Origin of the sequence: Alsobacter metallidurans, assembly GCF_014636935.1 — a bacterium.
GTDB classification, from domain to species: domain Bacteria; phylum Pseudomonadota; class Alphaproteobacteria; order Rhizobiales; family Beijerinckiaceae; genus Alsobacter; species Alsobacter metallidurans.
In genome coordinates this window covers 1,354,135-1,370,078 of the sequence record NZ_BMES01000001.1, presented here as the reverse complement: position 1 = coordinate 1,370,078, position 15,944 = coordinate 1,354,135, and the positions used below count along the sequence as shown (strand labels likewise).

Annotated in this window: 16 protein-coding genes; 7 read left to right on the top strand and 9 right to left on the bottom strand. The window is 67.7% G+C overall.

All coding sequences use genetic code 11. The features are described from left to right. Nucleotides 1-160 precede the first annotated feature (160 nt). The 4 genes from IEV99_RS06055 to IEV99_RS06040 are packed head-to-tail and all read left to right on the top strand — an operon-like array spanning nt 161 to nt 4,059. Nucleotides 161-1,138: an ABC transporter permease gene (locus tag IEV99_RS06055; RefSeq protein ID WP_188516783.1), complete on the top strand. Its 978-nt coding sequence runs from the start codon at nt 161-163 to the stop codon at nt 1,136-1,138. 1 nt (nt 1,139) lies between these two features. Next, nucleotides 1,140-2,075, top strand: a complete 936-nt coding sequence (locus tag IEV99_RS06050; RefSeq protein WP_188516782.1) for an ABC transporter permease — start codon at nt 1,140-1,142, stop codon at nt 2,073-2,075. Then, nucleotides 2,072-3,055, top strand: coding sequence for an ABC transporter ATP-binding protein (locus IEV99_RS06045; protein WP_188516781.1), 984 nt, complete (start codon nt 2,072-2,074; stop codon nt 3,053-3,055). Before IEV99_RS06050 ends, IEV99_RS06045 begins: the two co-directional genes overlap by 4 nt. After that, a complete protein-coding gene (locus IEV99_RS06040; protein ID WP_188516780.1) occupies nt 3,052-4,059 on the top strand; it encodes an ABC transporter ATP-binding protein in 1,008 nt (335 codons plus the stop codon). Before IEV99_RS06045 ends, IEV99_RS06040 begins: the two co-directional genes overlap by 4 nt. 6 nt (nt 4,060-4,065) lie before the next feature. Here IEV99_RS06040 and IEV99_RS06035 read toward each other — a convergent pair whose 3' ends face one another. The 8 genes from IEV99_RS06035 to mog all read right to left on the bottom strand — a co-directional run bounded on the left by IEV99_RS06035 (nt 4,066) and on the right by mog (nt 11,903). Next, nucleotides 4,066-4,737 (bottom strand): GntR family transcriptional regulator, encoded by a 672-nt coding sequence (locus tag IEV99_RS06035; RefSeq protein ID WP_188516779.1) that lies wholly within the window; start codon nt 4,735-4,737, stop codon nt 4,066-4,068. A 22-nt stretch (nt 4,738-4,759) separates the two neighbouring features. Then, the gene (locus IEV99_RS06030; protein WP_188516778.1) at nt 4,760-5,650 is read right to left on the bottom strand and encodes a dihydrodipicolinate synthase family protein; all 891 of its coding nucleotides are present in this window, start codon (nt 5,648-5,650) and stop codon (nt 4,760-4,762) included. A 98-nt stretch (nt 5,651-5,748) separates the two neighbouring features. After that, complete coding sequence (locus tag IEV99_RS06025; protein ID WP_188517672.1) at nt 5,749-6,573, bottom strand: carbohydrate ABC transporter permease; 825 nt, start codon at nt 6,571-6,573, stop codon at nt 5,749-5,751. Nucleotides 6,574-6,596: 23 nt separating this feature from the next. Further along, the gene (locus tag IEV99_RS06020) at nt 6,597-6,776 is read right to left on the bottom strand and encodes a hypothetical protein (RefSeq protein WP_188516777.1); all 180 of its coding nucleotides are present in this window, start codon (nt 6,774-6,776) and stop codon (nt 6,597-6,599) included. Beyond that, the gene (locus tag IEV99_RS06015) at nt 6,776-7,720 is read right to left on the bottom strand and encodes a carbohydrate ABC transporter permease (RefSeq protein ID WP_188516776.1); all 945 of its coding nucleotides are present in this window, start codon (nt 7,718-7,720) and stop codon (nt 6,776-6,778) included. The genes IEV99_RS06020 and IEV99_RS06015 overlap by 1 nt, the downstream gene beginning before the upstream one ends. Before the next feature lie 151 nt (nt 7,721-7,871). After that, entirely contained in the window at nt 7,872-9,224 is a 1,353-nt protein-coding gene (locus IEV99_RS06010; RefSeq protein ID WP_188516775.1) for an ABC transporter substrate-binding protein, read from the bottom strand. Nucleotides 9,225-9,488: 264 nt separating this feature from the next. Continuing rightward, the gene (locus IEV99_RS06005) at nt 9,489-11,087 is read right to left on the bottom strand and encodes a DEAD/DEAH box helicase (RefSeq protein WP_188516774.1); all 1,599 of its coding nucleotides are present in this window, start codon (nt 11,085-11,087) and stop codon (nt 9,489-9,491) included. 267 nt (nt 11,088-11,354) lie between these two features. Next, nucleotides 11,355-11,903: a molybdopterin adenylyltransferase gene (mog, locus tag IEV99_RS06000; RefSeq protein ID WP_188516773.1), complete on the bottom strand. Its 549-nt coding sequence runs from the start codon at nt 11,901-11,903 to the stop codon at nt 11,355-11,357. Nucleotides 11,904-12,244: 341 nt separating this feature from the next. Between mog and IEV99_RS05995 the strand changes: the two genes are divergently transcribed. From IEV99_RS05995 to IEV99_RS05985, 3 genes are all read left to right on the top strand, one after another. Further along, nucleotides 12,245-12,949: a helix-turn-helix domain-containing protein gene (locus IEV99_RS05995; protein ID WP_188516772.1), complete on the top strand. Its 705-nt coding sequence runs from the start codon at nt 12,245-12,247 to the stop codon at nt 12,947-12,949. 141 nt (nt 12,950-13,090) lie between these two features. Then, nucleotides 13,091-13,939 (top strand): 3'(2'),5'-bisphosphate nucleotidase CysQ, encoded by an 849-nt coding sequence (gene cysQ / locus IEV99_RS05990; RefSeq protein WP_188516771.1) that lies wholly within the window; start codon nt 13,091-13,093, stop codon nt 13,937-13,939. Nucleotides 13,940-13,960: 21 nt separating this feature from the next. Continuing rightward, nucleotides 13,961-15,208 (top strand): MFS transporter, encoded by a 1,248-nt coding sequence (locus IEV99_RS05985; RefSeq protein ID WP_188516770.1) that lies wholly within the window; start codon nt 13,961-13,963, stop codon nt 15,206-15,208. A gap of 18 nt (nt 15,209-15,226) precedes the next feature. Here IEV99_RS05985 and IEV99_RS05980 read toward each other — a convergent pair whose 3' ends face one another. Further along, nucleotides 15,227-15,895 (bottom strand): dienelactone hydrolase family protein, encoded by a 669-nt coding sequence (locus IEV99_RS05980; protein WP_188516769.1) that lies wholly within the window; start codon nt 15,893-15,895, stop codon nt 15,227-15,229. Nucleotides 15,896-15,944: the final 49 nt, after the last annotated feature.

Genomic DNA, 15,944 nt, shown 5'->3' with positions numbered 1-15,944 from the left:
GGCGGCCTTTGTGAAGGCCCTCACCCCAGCCCTCTCCCTGCTCCAGGGAGAGGGGGCCGGTCGCGGCTGCGGCGCCGTTGCTCCCTTCGCCCCGGGACGGGGAGAAGGTGGCCCGAAGGGCCGGATAAGGGGACTTCCCGTCGCTGAACGGAGCTCTTGAATGCTCGTCTATTTCATTCGGCGGCTCGGCCAGGCGGCGCTCGTGGTGGCCGTGATGGGCGCCATTGTGTTCGTGTCGATCTACATGGTTGGCAACCCGGTGGACGTGCTCGCCAACCCGAATGCCGACGCAAAGGAGATGGCCGAGATCGCCGGGCGGCTGGGGCTCGACAAGCCGCTGCACGAGCAGTTCGCGCTGTTCGTGTGGAACGCGCTGCATGGCGACCTGGGGCGTTCCTTCGTGTTCAACGAGCCGGCGCTGAAGCTCATCATCCAGCGCATGCCGGCGACGCTGGAGCTCGCCTTCGCGGCGCTGATCGTGTCGGTGCTGATCGGCATCCCGCTCGGCATGCTGGCCGGGCTTTGGCCGCACTCGGTGTGGGGCCGCGGGATCATGACGGGCTCGATCCTGGGGTTTTCGCTGCCGAATTTCTGGATCGGCCTGATGCTGATCCTGCTGTTCGCCGTGCAGCTGCGGTGGCTGCCGTCCGGCGGGCGCGGCGAGACCGTGACGGTGCTGGGCGTGCCGGTGAGCTTTCTCACCGTCGACGGGCTGCGGCACCTCGTGCTGCCCGCCTTCACGCTGGCGCTCTACAAAGCCGCGCTGGTGATCCGGCTGGCGCGCGCCGGCACGCGGGAGGCCATGCTGCAGGACTACGTGCGCTTCGCGCGCGCCAAGGGGCTGTCGCCGTCGCGGATCATCCTCGTGCACGTGCTCAAGAACATCATGATCCCGATCACCACCGTGCTGGGGCTGGAATTCGGCGGCATGATCGCGTTCGCGGTGGTGACCGAGACGGTGTTCGCCTATCCGGGCATGGGCAAGCTGCTGATCGACAGCATCGGGCGGCTCGACCGGCCCATCATCGTCGCCTACCTGATGATGGTCGTGGTGGTGTTCGTCGTGATCAACTTCGTGGTCGACCTCATCTACGCCGCGCTGGACCCGCGCGTGCGGCTCTCCGAACAGGGCTCGTGACATGACGCAGGCCCTTCCGCACGACCTCGGCCCGGCCGCCGCCGAGCCCATCCGCGCTGAGCGCGGCGAGAGCCTGCTGCGCCGGCGGCTGTCGGCGTATTTCGACACGCCGCTCGCCTTCGTGGGCGCGGGGCTGCTCGTGCTGCTGCTGGTCGTGGCGATCGCCGCGCCCTGGATCGCGCCGCAGAACCCCTACGACTTGGCGCAACTCGACATCATGGATGGGCGGCTCGCGCCGGGCGAAAAGGCGGCGGCGGGCTTCACCTACTATCTCGGCACGGACGAGCAGGGCCGGGACATGCTGTCGGCCATTCTGTACGGGCTGCGGATCTCGCTGTTCGTGGGCGTGGTCTCGACGCTCTTCGCCTGCACGATCGGGGCCTCGATCGGCGTTGCGGCCGCTTATGCGGGCGGCAAGGTCGAGAGCTTCGTGATGCGGGTCGTGGACCTGCAGCTCTCGTTCCCGGCTATCCTGATCGCCTTGGTGCTGCTGGCCGTGTGGGGTCGCGGCATCGACAAGGTGATCATCGCGCTCGTGATCGTGCAGTGGGCCTATTACGCGCGCACGGTGCGGGGCTCCGCGCTGGTGGAGCGCGGGCGCGAATATATCGAGGCGGCGCGCTGCCTTGCGTTGCCGCGCAGCCGGATCGTGTTCCGGCACCTTCTGCCGAACTGCCTGCCGCCGCTGATCGTGGTCGCGACCGTGCAGGTGGCGCACGCCATCGCGCTGGAAGCGACGCTGTCATTTCTCGGCGTCGGCGTGCCCGTGACCGAGCCTTCGCTCGGGTTGTTGATCAAGAACGGCTACGACTACCTGCTCTCCGGCAAATACTGGATCTCGACCTATCCCGGCGTCGCGCTGGTGATCGCCATCGTGGCCATCAACCTCGTGGGCGACCGGCTGCGGGACGTGCTGAACCCGAGGCTCAGCCGATGAGCCCGGTTCTCGAGGTGCGAGACCTCGCGGTGTCGTTCGGCACGCGCGAAGGAGCGGTGCGGGCCGTGGACGGCGTCAGCCTCACGGTGAAACGCGGCGAGGTGCTTGGGCTGGTGGGCGAGTCGGGCTCCGGCAAGTCCGTGACCGGACTTTCGATCATGGGCCTGATCGATGCGCCGGGGCGGATCACGGCGGGCTCGATCAAGTTCGAGGGCCGCGAACTCGTCGGCCTGCCCGAAAAGGAGCTTCGGACGCTGCGCGGGCGGCGGATCGCGATGATCTTCCAGGACCCGATGACGACGCTGAACCCGGTGCTGCGGGTCGACACGCAGATGATCGAGGCGATCCGGGCGCATGAGGCCGTGTCCGAGAAGGCGGCGCGCGACCGGGCCGCACGGGCGCTGGCTCGGGTCGGCATTCCGTCGCCGGAGGAGCGGCTGCAGAGCTATCCGCACCAATTCTCCGGCGGCATGCGCCAGCGCGTCGCCATCGCGATCGCGCTGCTGCACGGCCCCGCCCTGCTGGTGGCGGACGAGCCCACCACTGCGTTGGACGTCACCATTCAGGCGCAGATCCTGGCCGAGGTGCAGCAGCTCTGCGCCGAGACCGGCACCGCGCTGGTGTGGGTGACGCATGATCTCGCGGTGGTGGCCGGCCTCGCGGACCGGATCGCCGTGATGTATGCGGGGCGGATCGTCGAGGACGGTCCGGTCGACGGCGTGCTGGATTCCCCTCGGCATCCCTATACGGCGGGGCTGATCGGTTCCGTGCCGAGCCGTAACCGGCGCGGCTCGCCGCTGGCGCAGATACCCGGGATGACGCCCTCCCTCGCCAACCTGCCGCCCGGCTGCGCCTTCGCGCCGCGCTGCCCACGCGCCGATGCAGCGTGCCGCATCGAGGCGCCGCCGCTGCTGGCCGAAACCGGCGGACGCGCCTTCCGCTGCATCCATCCGCTGACGGCTGAAGGCGTCGCCGCATGAGCGAGCCCATCGTCTCCATCGAGAGCGTGTCGAAGCGCTTCACCAAGCGGGTCGACCTCGCGGGCAAGTTCGCCAACCTGCTGGGCGCGGGGCTGCGCGACCAGGTGGTGCGCGCCGTGGACGGGGTTTCGCTCGACATCCGCCCCGGCGAGGTGCTGGGCCTCGTCGGCGAATCCGGCTGCGGCAAGTCCACGCTCGGGCGCATGGTCGCCGGCATCATGGACCCGACAGAGGGCCTGATCCGCTACCGTGGGCAGGACGTGGCGGGCCTCGACGGGCCCAAGCGGCGCGAGGCGGACCTCGCGATCCAGATGATCTTCCAGGATCCGATGGCGTCGCTGAACCCGCGCATGCGGATCGACGAGATCGTCGGCGAGGCCCCGGTGGTGCATGGCCTCGTGCCGGCGGCTCGCAAGCGCGACTACGTGGCCGAGATGCTCTCGCGCGTCGGACTCGACCCGGCCGTGATGGGCCGCTACCCGCACCAGTTTTCAGGGGGCCAGCGCGCCCGCATCGGCATCGCGCGGGCGCTGGCCGTGCAGCCGAAGGTGTTGGTGTGCGACGAGGCGGTGGCGGCGCTTGATGTATCGATTCAAGCGCAAGTGCTGAATCTCTTCATGGACTTGCGGCGGGATCTTGATCTCACCTACCTGTTCGTGTCGCACGATCTCGGCGTGGTGGAGCACATCGCGGACCGGGTCGCGGTGATGTATCTCGGCCGCATCGTCGAGCTCGCGCCCGCGGATGCGCTGTTCACGCGGCCCAACCACCCCTACACGCAGGCGCTGCTCTCTGAAGTGCCGCGCCTCGACGGGCGTAAGCGCCGCTTCACGGCGCTGAAGGGCGAGATCCCCTCCCCGCTTCACCCGCCCCCGGGCTGCCACTTCCATCCGCGCTGCCCCAAGGCGATGGACATCTGCCGGGAGGGGCGCCCACCCCTGCTGGAGGTGGGCTCCGGACATGTTTCGGCCTGCCGGCTGAACGAGGTGGCGGTGGCCGACTAGCCCCGCCTACACCCCCAGCGCGCGTGCGCGGGAGCTGGCGATGTGCTGTTCCACGGCCTGCACGGCGGCGGCTGGGTCGCGGGCGTCGAAGGCGTCGAGGATGCGCATGTGCTCGTGCATCACGGACACGAGGAGGCGGTCGAGGATGCGGACGCGTTCCTCGCGAATCAGGCGGATCTTGATGCTGTTGACCCGGTAGGCGTTGGAGATGATGTCGTTGCCGAGCGCATCGATCACGGTGTCGTGCAAGCCCCAGTCAACGGCCTGGGCCTCGGCTATCAACGCTGGCGTGATGCCCTCCGCGGCGCGGCGCAGAATGTCCTCGTGCGTGTCGCGCAACTGGCGCAGCGTCGCGTCGCTGGCGCTGGTCGCGAACAGCGCGAAAGCCTCCTTCTCCATGAAGAGGCGGAATTGGAAAGCGTCGCGGATCAACGTCAGGTCGATATGGGCGATCTGCATGCCGCGTTGCGGCACCGTGCGGATCAGCCCCTCGGCCTCCAGCCGCGGCACGAGCTCGCGGATGGCGCCGAGCGGCAGGCTGGTGAGCTCGACGAGCTCCCGCTGCGAGACGAACTGGCCGGGCCGGATGTTGCGGGCGAGCAGATGCTGCGTAAACGCGTCATAGGCGCGCTCCCGCAGCTTCAGCGGCTCCCGCTCGATCTCGACCCGTTCGTTCATCGTCCAGCGCCTCGGGCCAAAATCATGCCGCCTTGGCGCCGACGATACGGTCGAAGCCGGACGTGAGATCACGCGCCTGCTGGGCCGTGAGCGGCTCCAGCGGGGGGCAGACGTTCAGCCAGGCCGGATCGTTGGTGCGATGCGCGATCAGCGCCTTCACGGCCGACATCACCGGGTACTGGCAGACGAGATCCACCACCTGCTTGACGCGCGGATCGTCCCGGCCCTCGTTGGCGACCGGGGCGAGGATGTCCGGGATGAAGTTGGCGCAGCCGCAGATCGTGCCCTGCGCGCCCTTGCGGACCGCGCCGGCGAGCTGGCGCTCGTCGCCCACCAGAATGGCGAGGTCGCCATGCTGCTCCAGGAGGCCCGCCGTGTTGGCGGCGTCGCCGGACGAATCCTTCACGCCCGCGATCACGGCCGGGAACGCCTTGCGCAGGCGGCCGATGAGCTCGGCCGAGAGACCAACCGCCGTGACGGACGGGATGTGGTAGAGGAACACGTCGCGGACGCCCGGGGTGCGCTCGAAGAACTTCGAGAACCAGCTGAACACGCCGTCGTCGGACACGCCCTTGAAGTAGAAGGCCGGGGCGACGAGAAGGCCCTTGCAGCCCGCGTCCAGCGCCATGCGGGCCTGGGCGGCGGCTTCGTCCAGCGACGCCGAGGCGACGCCGATCAGGATCTTGTCGGCCCCGATGCCCGCGCCCTGCAGCGCGCCCAGCATGGCCGCGCGTTGCGTGAGGCCGATGGAGGCGCCCTCGCCGGTGGTGCCGCACAGCGTGACGCTGCCAGCGCCGTTCTGCAGCACCCAGTTGGCGTGGGTGGCGATGCGGCCGAGGTCGACCCTGGCGTCTGCGCCGAACGGCGTCGAAAGCGCGACCGAGAGGCCGAAGCGTTGCTGGGTTGGCTGCACGAGAGTTCTCCTGGTTCGTTTTAGCGCCTGGCGCTTAGCGTGTGATCACTGACATGCCGGTTGAATGCGGAGGGAGCCCGCGCGGGGCTCCCGATGACCTAGCCGTCCTTCAAGCCTCCCGAAGAGAGGCCGGCGACAATCTGGCGCTGGGCCAGGACGGTGAGCAACAGCACCGGCAGCGTCACCAGCAGGGCCGCGGCGGCCAGCGGGCCCCAGGACAGCTGCTCGAAGGTGAGCACGTTGTAGACGGCGGCCGGCAGCGTGCGGGTGGTCTTGCCGCCCAGCACCACCGAGAAGATGAAGTTATTCCACGAGAAGATGAAGGCCAGGATGCCGCCCACCACGAGTCCGGGCTTGGCCAGCGGGAACGCGATGTAGCGGAAGCTCTGCCAGGGCGTGCAGCCATCCACCAGCGCGGCGTCCTCGAGATCGGTCGGGATATTCTCGAAATAGCCGATCATGATCCAGACGATGATCGGGATGGTGATCACCAGATGGGTGATCAGCAGCGCCGGGATGGTGCCGACGAGCCCGAGCCACTGGAACGCCATGAACAGCGGGATCAGGTAGCTCAGCGCCGGCGTCATGCGGGCGATCAGGATCAGAATCGCGAACTTGGCCGATTTCGACCGGGCGATGCCGTAGCCGGCCGGCACGCCGACGAGCAAACCCACGAACACGGCCCCGCCCGTGACCAGGATGGAGTTCCAGAGATAGAGCAGGAAGTTGTTGCGGGCGAAGACCTCGACGTAGTTCGCCAGCGTCGGCGGGCTCGGGATGAACACCGGCGGCCAGGCTGTGTTGTCGACCTCGTTCTTGAACGAGAGCGACAGCATCCAGAGAAACACCAGGATGGCGGGCGAGACGAGCACGAAGACCGAGAGGAAGAACCCCGCCTTGGTGAGGATGTTCTTCGGCGTCAGGCGGCGCGAGCCGACGATGGCGCTCATGGGCGTGCTCCGGTCGCGAGTGTCATGTCCCTGTTCCCGTCATCCGCGGCGGCGCGTAGCGCCGGGAAGAGGATCCAGTCCGTCGCCAGGCCGTGTTCTGGATCCCCCTTCCGCGCCTGCGGCGCGCCGGGGATGACGGCGGAAACGGCAAGGAAAGCCTGCATCATGACCGCCATCACGCGTTCCACTTCGTTTTCTGGCGCGAGTAGAGCAGCAGCAGGCTCAGCATCACGATAATGACGAAGAAGATGACCACCACCGCGGAGGCGTAGCCGATCTTGTAGAACTGGAAGGCCTGCAAGTAGAGGAAGATGTTGAGCGTCTCGGAGGCCGTGCCGGGGCCGCCTTCCGAGATCACGAAGATGATGTCGAACGCCTTCAGCGCGTCGATCGTGCGGATGATCAGCGCGATCATGATGAAGGGCCAGAGCAGCGGCAGCGTGATGAAGCGGAACATGTGCCAGCCGTTGGCGCCGTCGATCACGGCCGATTCGTAGGGCTCCTTGGGCAAGCCCGCGAGACCGCCGAGCACGATGAGCATGACCAGCGGCGTCCAGTGCCAGACCTCGACCATCACGAGCGTCGGGATCACCGTGTTGGGGTTGAACACCCATTCGGACGGACCGATGCCGACCTGCTGGAGCAGGTAGTTCAGCACGCCAAGTTGTGGGTGGAACATCATTTTCCACACCAGCGAGACAGCGACGGGCGTCGCCATCATCGGCATTACGAAGATGGTGCGCAGCAGGCCGCGCATGGGGAACTCGCGGTGGAACACCAGTGCGGCGGCGGTGCCGAGCACCACTGGCAGCACGACGCCCAGCACCGTGAAGTAGAAGGTGATCCACAACGACTCGCGGAACCGCGAATCGGCCGCCAGCGTCCGGAAGTTGTCGAGGCCGACGAAGTCGATGCCGCCGCCGATCTTCCAGTCCTGCACGGACATGAACATCGTGAACAGCCACGGAAACACGATCACGGCCGAGATGATCACGGCGGCCGGCATCGCGAAAACCCAGTACTTCCGCGAGAAATCATGCGGCTTGCCACTGGGCGGCGTGGTTGCGCGGGTCGCCGCGACGGTGGGGGGGAGAGCGGCGGGGGCCGTGGTCTCAGTCATGAACGCTCTCTTGTGCTGTCCTGGAGCGCGGCGGCCTCCCCGGACCGCGAGCCTACTGGCTCGCATCCTCATCGCCGCCGGAAGGATGCGAGCCGGAGGCTCGCGATCCAGGTCGGAGCCGCCCGGCCCTAAGGCCGAGCGGCTCTGATTCTCAGCCCTGCTCGGACTTCTCTAGCACCGGCTTGAAGGTCTCGGTGGCCTTCTTCAGCTCTGTGAGCGAATCGGCGCCCGACAGCGTGTTGGTGAGCGCCACGCCGAAGATGTCGCGGAACTCCGTGACCGGGATAATCTGCGGCAGGCCGGGACGGCCGATCTTGCCCGAGTTGGCCATGCAGTCGAAGTAGTCCTTGGCGAAGGTCTTCGACTGGACTCCCTCGGGGTTCTTGAATGGCGACTGGCGGCCGGGAGCGCCCGCGCCGGCCTTGAGCATGGCCAGCTGGTTTTCCTTGTTGGTCGCCCACTGGATGTAATACCAGGCCGCGCCCTTCTTCTTGGACGCCTGGGCGATGCCCATGCCGTCGCAGAAAATGGCCGAGTGATGCGCCTTCGGGCCGGGCGGCGTGACGCCGTAGCCGACCTTGCCGACGATCTTGGACTTGGTGGGATCCTCCAGCGGCGTGGCGAAGCCGATGCCGTCGAGCCACATAGCGGCGCGGCCCTGCGCGAAGGTGGTCTGGCACTCGTTCCAGTTGAAGCCAATCGTGCCGGGAGGCGCGTATTCCTTGTTGAGCTTGCGGTAGAAGTCCGCCGCCCACACGGCTTCCGGGCCGTCGGTGTTGAGCTTGCCGGTTTTCGGGTCGATGGTCTCGAGACCCTGACCCAGCAGCCAGCTGGTCCAGACCGGAATATTCGCGTTCTTCAGGCCGCGCGACACGAAGCCGGCGACGCCCTTGGAAGGGTCATGCAGCTTGGCGGCTGCAGTGACGATCTCGTCCATGGACTTCGGGTATTCGAGGCCCTTCTGGGCGAACATTTCCTTGTTGTAGTAGAGCATCCAGAAATCGACGAAGTGCGGGATCGTCGTGATCGCGCCGTCGGACTGGGTGGCGAAGTTCATGCCGGCCTCGCCAAAGTCGGCAAGATCGAACTCCGGATTGGTCATCTCGGGGTTGTTCAGGAGCGGCCGCAGGTCGTCCACCCACTTGCCCTTGTAGGCGAGGCGCTTCTGGACGTGGAGGGCGAGGAGCACGACGTCGAAGGTCGGGCGACCGGACGTGAACTCGATCATCGCCTTCTGGCGCTGCTGCTGCTCGGGGATCTGCTCGGACGAGACCTCGATGCCGGTCAGAGCGGTGAACTCCTTCTCGGCCGCCTGCAGCAGGTCGGACCGGGGGTTCTTCACCATCATGACGTCGATCTTCTCGCCCTTGAAGCGCTTCCAGTCGAACTTCGACTGGGCGTTTGCGCGCGACACGATCGCGGGCGCGGCGACGGCGCCGGCGACAAGGGCGGTGGTTTTCAGAAGATCGCGACGCGACAGGTCGCCGAACGGCAGCTTACTCATCAAGGTCCTCCCCAGGACTGTTTTATGGACGCGGCGAGCCGCGCCTTTGGCCGTCGGTCGCGCGGGGCGCCACGGTCCAATTCAACCTTGGGGAGAGCCTAACCGGTTTAGAGCCGGCGTCAACTGACATGTTAGTGGGTGTGCACCGCGACGCCGCACATCGGCGGCTTTATTCAACGGAAAGAAAAGGGGGCGGCGCATGGCCACCCCCTCCCTGCCCTCCCCCGCTACGCGGGAGAGGGTTCTGACTGTGAGCACCCGGCCTCAGCGGCTCGGGCGGCCTTCGCGGCGCGGCTGGCCGTTTGGCTTGCCGCCCTGCGGGCGCGGCGTGCGGTTGGCGGAGCCGTTGCCCCAGAGCTCGAGCGCGCGGGCGCCGTCCGGGCCGCCAGCGGCGCCGTTGCGGCGCGGCTCAGCCTGACGCTGGCCGGCGCTGTGGTGCTCCTGCGCGGGGCGCTGACGCTGCTCGCCGCGCGGCTGCTGCGGGCGGGCCTCGCCGGTGCGCTCGGCCTGGGGGCGACCCTGGGCGGGGCGCTGGCCCTGAGCCGGGCGTGCGCCCTGGGCCGGACGCGGGCTCTGGCCGGCCGGACGCGCCGGACCGCCGGAGCGGCCGCTGCGGTTCTGCTGGCCACGTCCGTTGCGCTGGCCGCCGGCGCGCTCGTCGCGATGACGCTCCTCGCGCGGCATGGAGGCGGCGCGCTTGGCCTCTTCCTCGGCGGCGGCCGCGAGGCCGGCCGGGAGTTCGGCCTGCGGGACCTTCTGGCGGGTCACCCGCTCGATGTCGCGCAGGAAGGCGCGCTCCTCGCGGTCACAGAACGAGATCGCGATGCCGGCCGCGCCCGCGCGGGCCGTGCGGCCGATGCGGTGGACGTAGCTCTCCGGCACGTTCGGCAGGTCGTAGTTGATGACGTGCGACACGGCGTCGACGTCGATGCCGCGGGCCGCGATGTCGGTCGCGACCAGAAGGCGCGACTTGCCGGCGCGGAAGTCCGCCAGGGCGCGCTCGCGGTGATTCTGGCTCTTGTTGCCATGGATCGCCGCCGCATTGTGGCCGGCGGCCGCGAGCTTGCGGACGACCTTGTCAGCGCCGTGCTTGGTGCGGGTGAACACCAGCGCGCGCTCGATCGAGGCGTCGTTGGTGAGCAGCAGGTGCAGCAGCGCCTGCTTGTGCGCCGTGTCCACGAACAGCACTGACTGGTCGACGCGCTCGGCCGTGGTGGCGACGGGCGTCACCGAGACCTTCACGGGGTTCTTGAGGAGCCGGTCGGCGAGGTCCGCGATCTCCTTCGGCATGGTCGCCGAGAAGAACAGCGTCTGGCGCTGGGCCGGCGCCGGGATCATCGCGATCAGCTTACGGATGTCGTGGATGAAGCCCATGTCGAGCATCTGGTCGGCTTCGTCGAGAATGAAGGTCTCGATCTTCGACAGGTCCACGGCGCGCTGGTTGCAAAGGTCCAGCAGGCGGCCGGGCGTGGCGACGAGCACGTCGACGCCGTTGGCCATCTCGCGAATCTGGCGGTTCACCGGAACGCCGCCGAACACCACGCTGGCGGTGAGCTTCAGGTTCTTGCCATAGGTGCGGAAGCTCTCGGCGATCTGGCTGGCGAGCTCGCGGGTGGGGCTCAACACCAGGACGCGGCAGCCCTTGCGGGCAACCTGACGGGGATTGTCCGTCATGCGCTGCAGCAGCGGCAGCGCGAAGGCGGCCGTCTTGCCGGTGCCCGTCTGGGCGATGCCAAGGAGGTCGTTGCCGGCGAGAACGGACGGGATCGCCTGGGCCTGGATGGGGGTCGGAGCAGTGTAGCCCTCGGCCGCAAGCGCGTCGAGGATCGGGCGGCTGAGGCCCATTTCAGAAAAGAGGGTCAAGGAAAAATCCTGGAACGGAGGTTCAAGAGGAGTCGGACTCGAACGCCCGGGACGGCTTGAACCGTTCCGGTCGGAGGACGCCCCGCGTGTTCAGGGAAGTCTTTGGAAAGCCCAGGGCCCCGCTTCGCTATGGAAGCCGTAACCCAGACGGTCGGCAGGTCGGATCGATCGATCCGCACACGCAGCCTGTTTCGCCGATAGCCGACGTACGACGATGCATATGAATGTTGCGGCGCAAAAAGTCAATGACCGGTTTGCGGCGTCCCGTCAGGCCTTGGGGCGAAACGCCTTGCAGTGCTGCGGATTCGTCTCGAAGTAATCGCCTCCGATCAGGTCCACGCAGTAGGGTACGGCCGCGAACACGGCGTCCAGGCAGGTGCGAATGGCCGAGGGCTTTCCGGGCAGGTTGATGATCAGTGTCCGGCCTCGCGTGCCGGCGAGTTGGCGGGACAGAATGGCGGTCGGCACCTCGCGCAGGCTCGCGGTGCGCATGAGTTCGCCGAAGCCGGGCAGGATGCGGTCGCAGACCGCCTCTGTCGCCTCCGGGGTCACGTCGCGTAGCGCCGGGCCGGTGCCGCCCGTGGAGAGGATGAGGCTGCAGCCTTGCCGCTCTGCGAGATCGATCAACGCAGCCTCGATCTGGTCCCGTTCATCCGGCACGACGCACGCAACCGGGCGCCATGGTGACCCAAGAATGTCCGACAATGCCGCCACGATGCCCGGCCCGCCCTTGTCTTCGTACTCGCCGCGGCTGGCGCGATCCGAAACGGTGAGGACGCCCACCGGCGCCACGTGAACTTGATCTCGGCTGCTCATCGCGGCGCCTTCCATCGGTTGCAGAATTTTCAGTCAGCACGGGAACCAACTTGCCAAATACGCGTTGGGTTGAGTTTCTGCGCGCCATAACGGACCAAAACGGTCATCCGGCGTTGAACCTGATAGCAAGTCGAGGGAACGGACTGAAGCAGGGCACGGTCACACAACGGAGCTTTCCCTTGGCGTATAGCGTCAACCGTCTATACGCAAACGAACGATAAATGGTGGCGGCGTATAGATTCAGCAACGCAGACCTGATCGTTATGCAAGTCAGAGAACTTCTTCGTTGACAATGCCGCCGAATATCGTTTGCTTCCCCGAAAAATCACAAGGGGCGCCGGGTGCGAAGCGTAGACGCTGACAACATTAGAACACTGCCGCTGTTCAAAAACATGCAGGATGAGAAGTTCGAAGCTCTCATCCAGCCTGCTTTTCTCCAGCGATTCCCTCCTCATGTAACGCTCTTCGAGCGGGGACTGTCTCCGGACTTTCTCCACATCGTTCTCGAAGGTTCGGTCGAGCTTTTCGCGCGGCATGACGACCGCGAGACGACGGTCGGCGTCATCCGTCCCGTCACGGCCTTCGTTCTTGCGGCGCTTGTGCGCCAGCAGCCGCTCCTGACGGCTGCAAGAACGCTCGAGAGCTCGCGGATCCTCATGATCCCGGCGGAAATCGTAGTCTCGACCATGCGGACCGACATCGGCTTCGCCAATGCGGTCGCGGACGAGATCGCGGGCGCCTACCGGGGCATGGTGAAGGAACTCAAGAGCCAGAAGCTGCGCACCAGCGTCGAGCGCCTGGCGAACTGGATCCTGCGCGAGCAGAAGGGCCACGGCGACGTGGGCGAGTTCGACATTCCTTTCGACAAGCGCACCCTGGCGGCGCGCCTCGGCATGACGCCCGAGAACCTGTCGCGGAACTTCGCCACTCTCACCCGCCACGGCGTCGAGGTTCAGGGGCGGACGATTCGCATCAAGGATCGCGACGCCCTCGTGACGCTCGCCAACCCGGATCCGCTGATCGACGATCCCGAGCTGATCTTCTGATCCGCGCCCCGGCGTGCGCCGTGCGTTAGCGACGTTTCGGCGTCGCGTCCCGCCCCACTGGCGGCGCGTGTCCGGCGCGCTTACATTGGGCTCTCCCTGGATCGAGCGCTTTGCGCTATCGATCCCCGGGAGAGGTTCGTGATGACCCACCCTTCGGCGCCCCCGCGCGCTGCTCCGCTGGACTTGTTCGCCCTGGCCGAAGCCCTGGGCGCGATCGCGGTTTCGGCCGGCCCTGCGATCATGGAGCATTACTGCCGTTGCTCCCACGCGACCAAATCGGACGGCAGCCCGGTGACGGCGGCTGACCTCGCTGCGGAAGCCGTGATCCTGCCGGCGCTTTCGCGGCTCATGCCCGATACGCCGATCCTCTCGGAGGAGCAGGCGTCGTCCGGCAACGTTCCGCGCTGCGGGCAGGACTTCCTGCTCGTCGATCCCCTGGACGGCACGCGCGAATTCATCGACCGCAATGGCGAGTTCACGGTCAATATCGGCCTGATCGCGGCGGGTCGCCCTGTGGCCGGCGCCGTCTACCAGCCCGCCAAGGGCGTGCTCTGGATCGGCGGCGGCGGACGCGCGCAGGTCATGGCCGTCGCGCCCGGCGCATCCATGCCGGCCGAAGAGCAGCGCCGCGAGATCCGGGCCCGCTCGGCGCCCGGCCAGGGCGAGGTCGCGCTGGTGAGCCGTTCGCATCTCGATCCCGACACCAAGGCGTTTCTGGCGACGCGCCCCTGCGCGTCGACGCTCACGGCGGGCTCGGCGCTGAAGTTCTGCATGCTCGCGCAAGGCGACGGCGACGTTTATCCGCGCTTCAGCCCCACCATGGAGTGGGATACGGCCGCCGGCCACGCCGTATTGGCGGCCGCGGGCGGCGACGTGCTCGCCCCGGACGGCGGGCCGCTGCGCTACGGCAAGGCCGAAGACGGTTTCCGCAACGGCGCGTTCGTGGCCTGGGGCCGGCGCCTGCAGCCGGACGCCTCCGCACATGCCTAAGAGCGCATCGGGCCGCCGCGCATGAACGATTCGGAGGGCGTGCGGGCGCGCGCCCCGTCCGCCGCCCTTTGGCTTTGGCCGCTGCTGGCGACGCTCGGCATCCAGACCACCAGCGCGTTTCTGAGCAGGCTCGTCCCAACGGTCGCCCCCGTGATGACGGCCGCCACCGGCCTCGCGCCGGAGTCGATCGGCGCCATCGCGGGCGCGGGGACGTTCGGCTCCATCATCTTCCTGATGATCGGCCACCCGCTGATCCGGCGTTTCGGGCCGATCCGCACGCTCCAAATCGGGCTACTGCTCGGCGGCGCGGGCGTGGCGCTTCTCACGCCGCCCTGGGCCCTGGCGCCATTCCTCGCCAACATGCTGCTGGGCCTCGGCTACGGGCCATCCGCGCCCGCGGGAAGCGACATCCTGCTGAAGCATGCGCCGCCGGCGCACCGCACGTTGATCTTCTCCCTGAAGCAGGCCGGCGTGCCGTTGGGAGGCGTCCTGGCCGGGCTGGCGCTGCCGTTTCTCGTGGAGCGGATGGACTGGCGCATGGCGTTGATCCTGGTCGGCCTCGTACCGATCGCGACCGTGCTCATCGTGCAGCCGATCCGAGCCAGCGTGGACCGGGACCGCGATCCTGAACAGCCGGTCGGGCCTGGCGTCTTGTTCTCGCCTCACACCATGCTGGGGCCGCTGCGGGCCGTGATTTCGTCACCGCCGTTGCGCGGCCTCTCGCTAGCCGGCTGCTGCTTTGCGGTCGGCCAGGGCTCGCTGTTCGCTTTTACTGTGACTTGGCTGGTGGGGCTCGGCTACGACCTCGTCACTGCCGGGCTCGTTTTCGCGGTAATGCAGGCGACGGGCGTGTTCGGCAGGGTTGCGCTGGGCTGGGTGTCGGACCGCTGGGGGTCGGGAGTCCGTACGCTCATCATCAACGCCATCGCGGCCGCCGCCACGATGGCGACGTTCGCCGCGCTCTCCGCCGCGTGGCCGCTCTGGCTCGTCATGGTCGTGGCCGGCGTCGCGGGCGTGACGGTGTCGAGCTGGAACGGCGTCCACCTCGCCGAGGTCGCCCGCCATGCGCCGAAGGGGCGCGTCAGCGAGACCACCGCGGGCGCTACCATCGTGACATTCGTGGGCTACGTGGTCGGTCCGGCGGCTTTCGGCTTGATCACCTCGACCTTCGGCGGCTACCCGGCCGCGTTCTCGGCCGTGGCGCTCACCTTGCTGGTCGCTTTCGCGAGCCTGTTCCGGTCGGCCCGGCAGGACGCGGCCGGGTCGTAAGCCGCACCGTCAAGCGTCTCACCCCAGCTTGTCGGCGAAGAACTCAAGCGTGCGCGCCCGCGCCAGATCGGCCGAGGGCTTGTGGTAGCTGCCGCGCGCGTCACAGTTGAAGCCGTGGTCGGCCGGATACACGAAGACCGACATCTGCGGGAAGATCTCTTGGATCTTCTGCACGTCCGTGAGCGGGATGTGCTTGTCCTTCTCGCCGAAGTGCAGAATTGTCGGCGCCTTGGGGATCTCGCCGAGGTTCGAGGCGATCATGCCTCCGTAATACCCGACCGCGGCGGCGACGCCCGACAGGCGTGCGGCCGCCATATAGGCGAGCGATCCGCCCCAGCAGTAACCGACGACGCCCACCTTGCCAGCCCCGGACACCGCCTCGATGGCGGCCGCCGTATCGGCGAGCGCGCCTTCGAGCGTCGTCTGCGCCCGGATGTCGACGCCCTGCTTCATGTCGTCCGGCCCATAGCCGAGTTCGATCTTCGGCCGCACGCGATCAAACAGCGCCGGCGCGATCGCCAGATAGCCTTCGGCCGCAAAGCCGTCCGCCACCCGGCGGATGTGGTCGTTGACGCCGAAAATTTCCTGCAGGACCACGAGCCCCGCCTTGGGCGTTCCCGTCGGCTGGGCCCGATAGGCGTCGATCGTGACGCCGTCCGACGCGGTCAGTTTGATCCAGTCGCCCATGGCTGTTCCTTCGCCGAGATCCTTGCGCCCCCTCCCCTGCTTAGCCCGC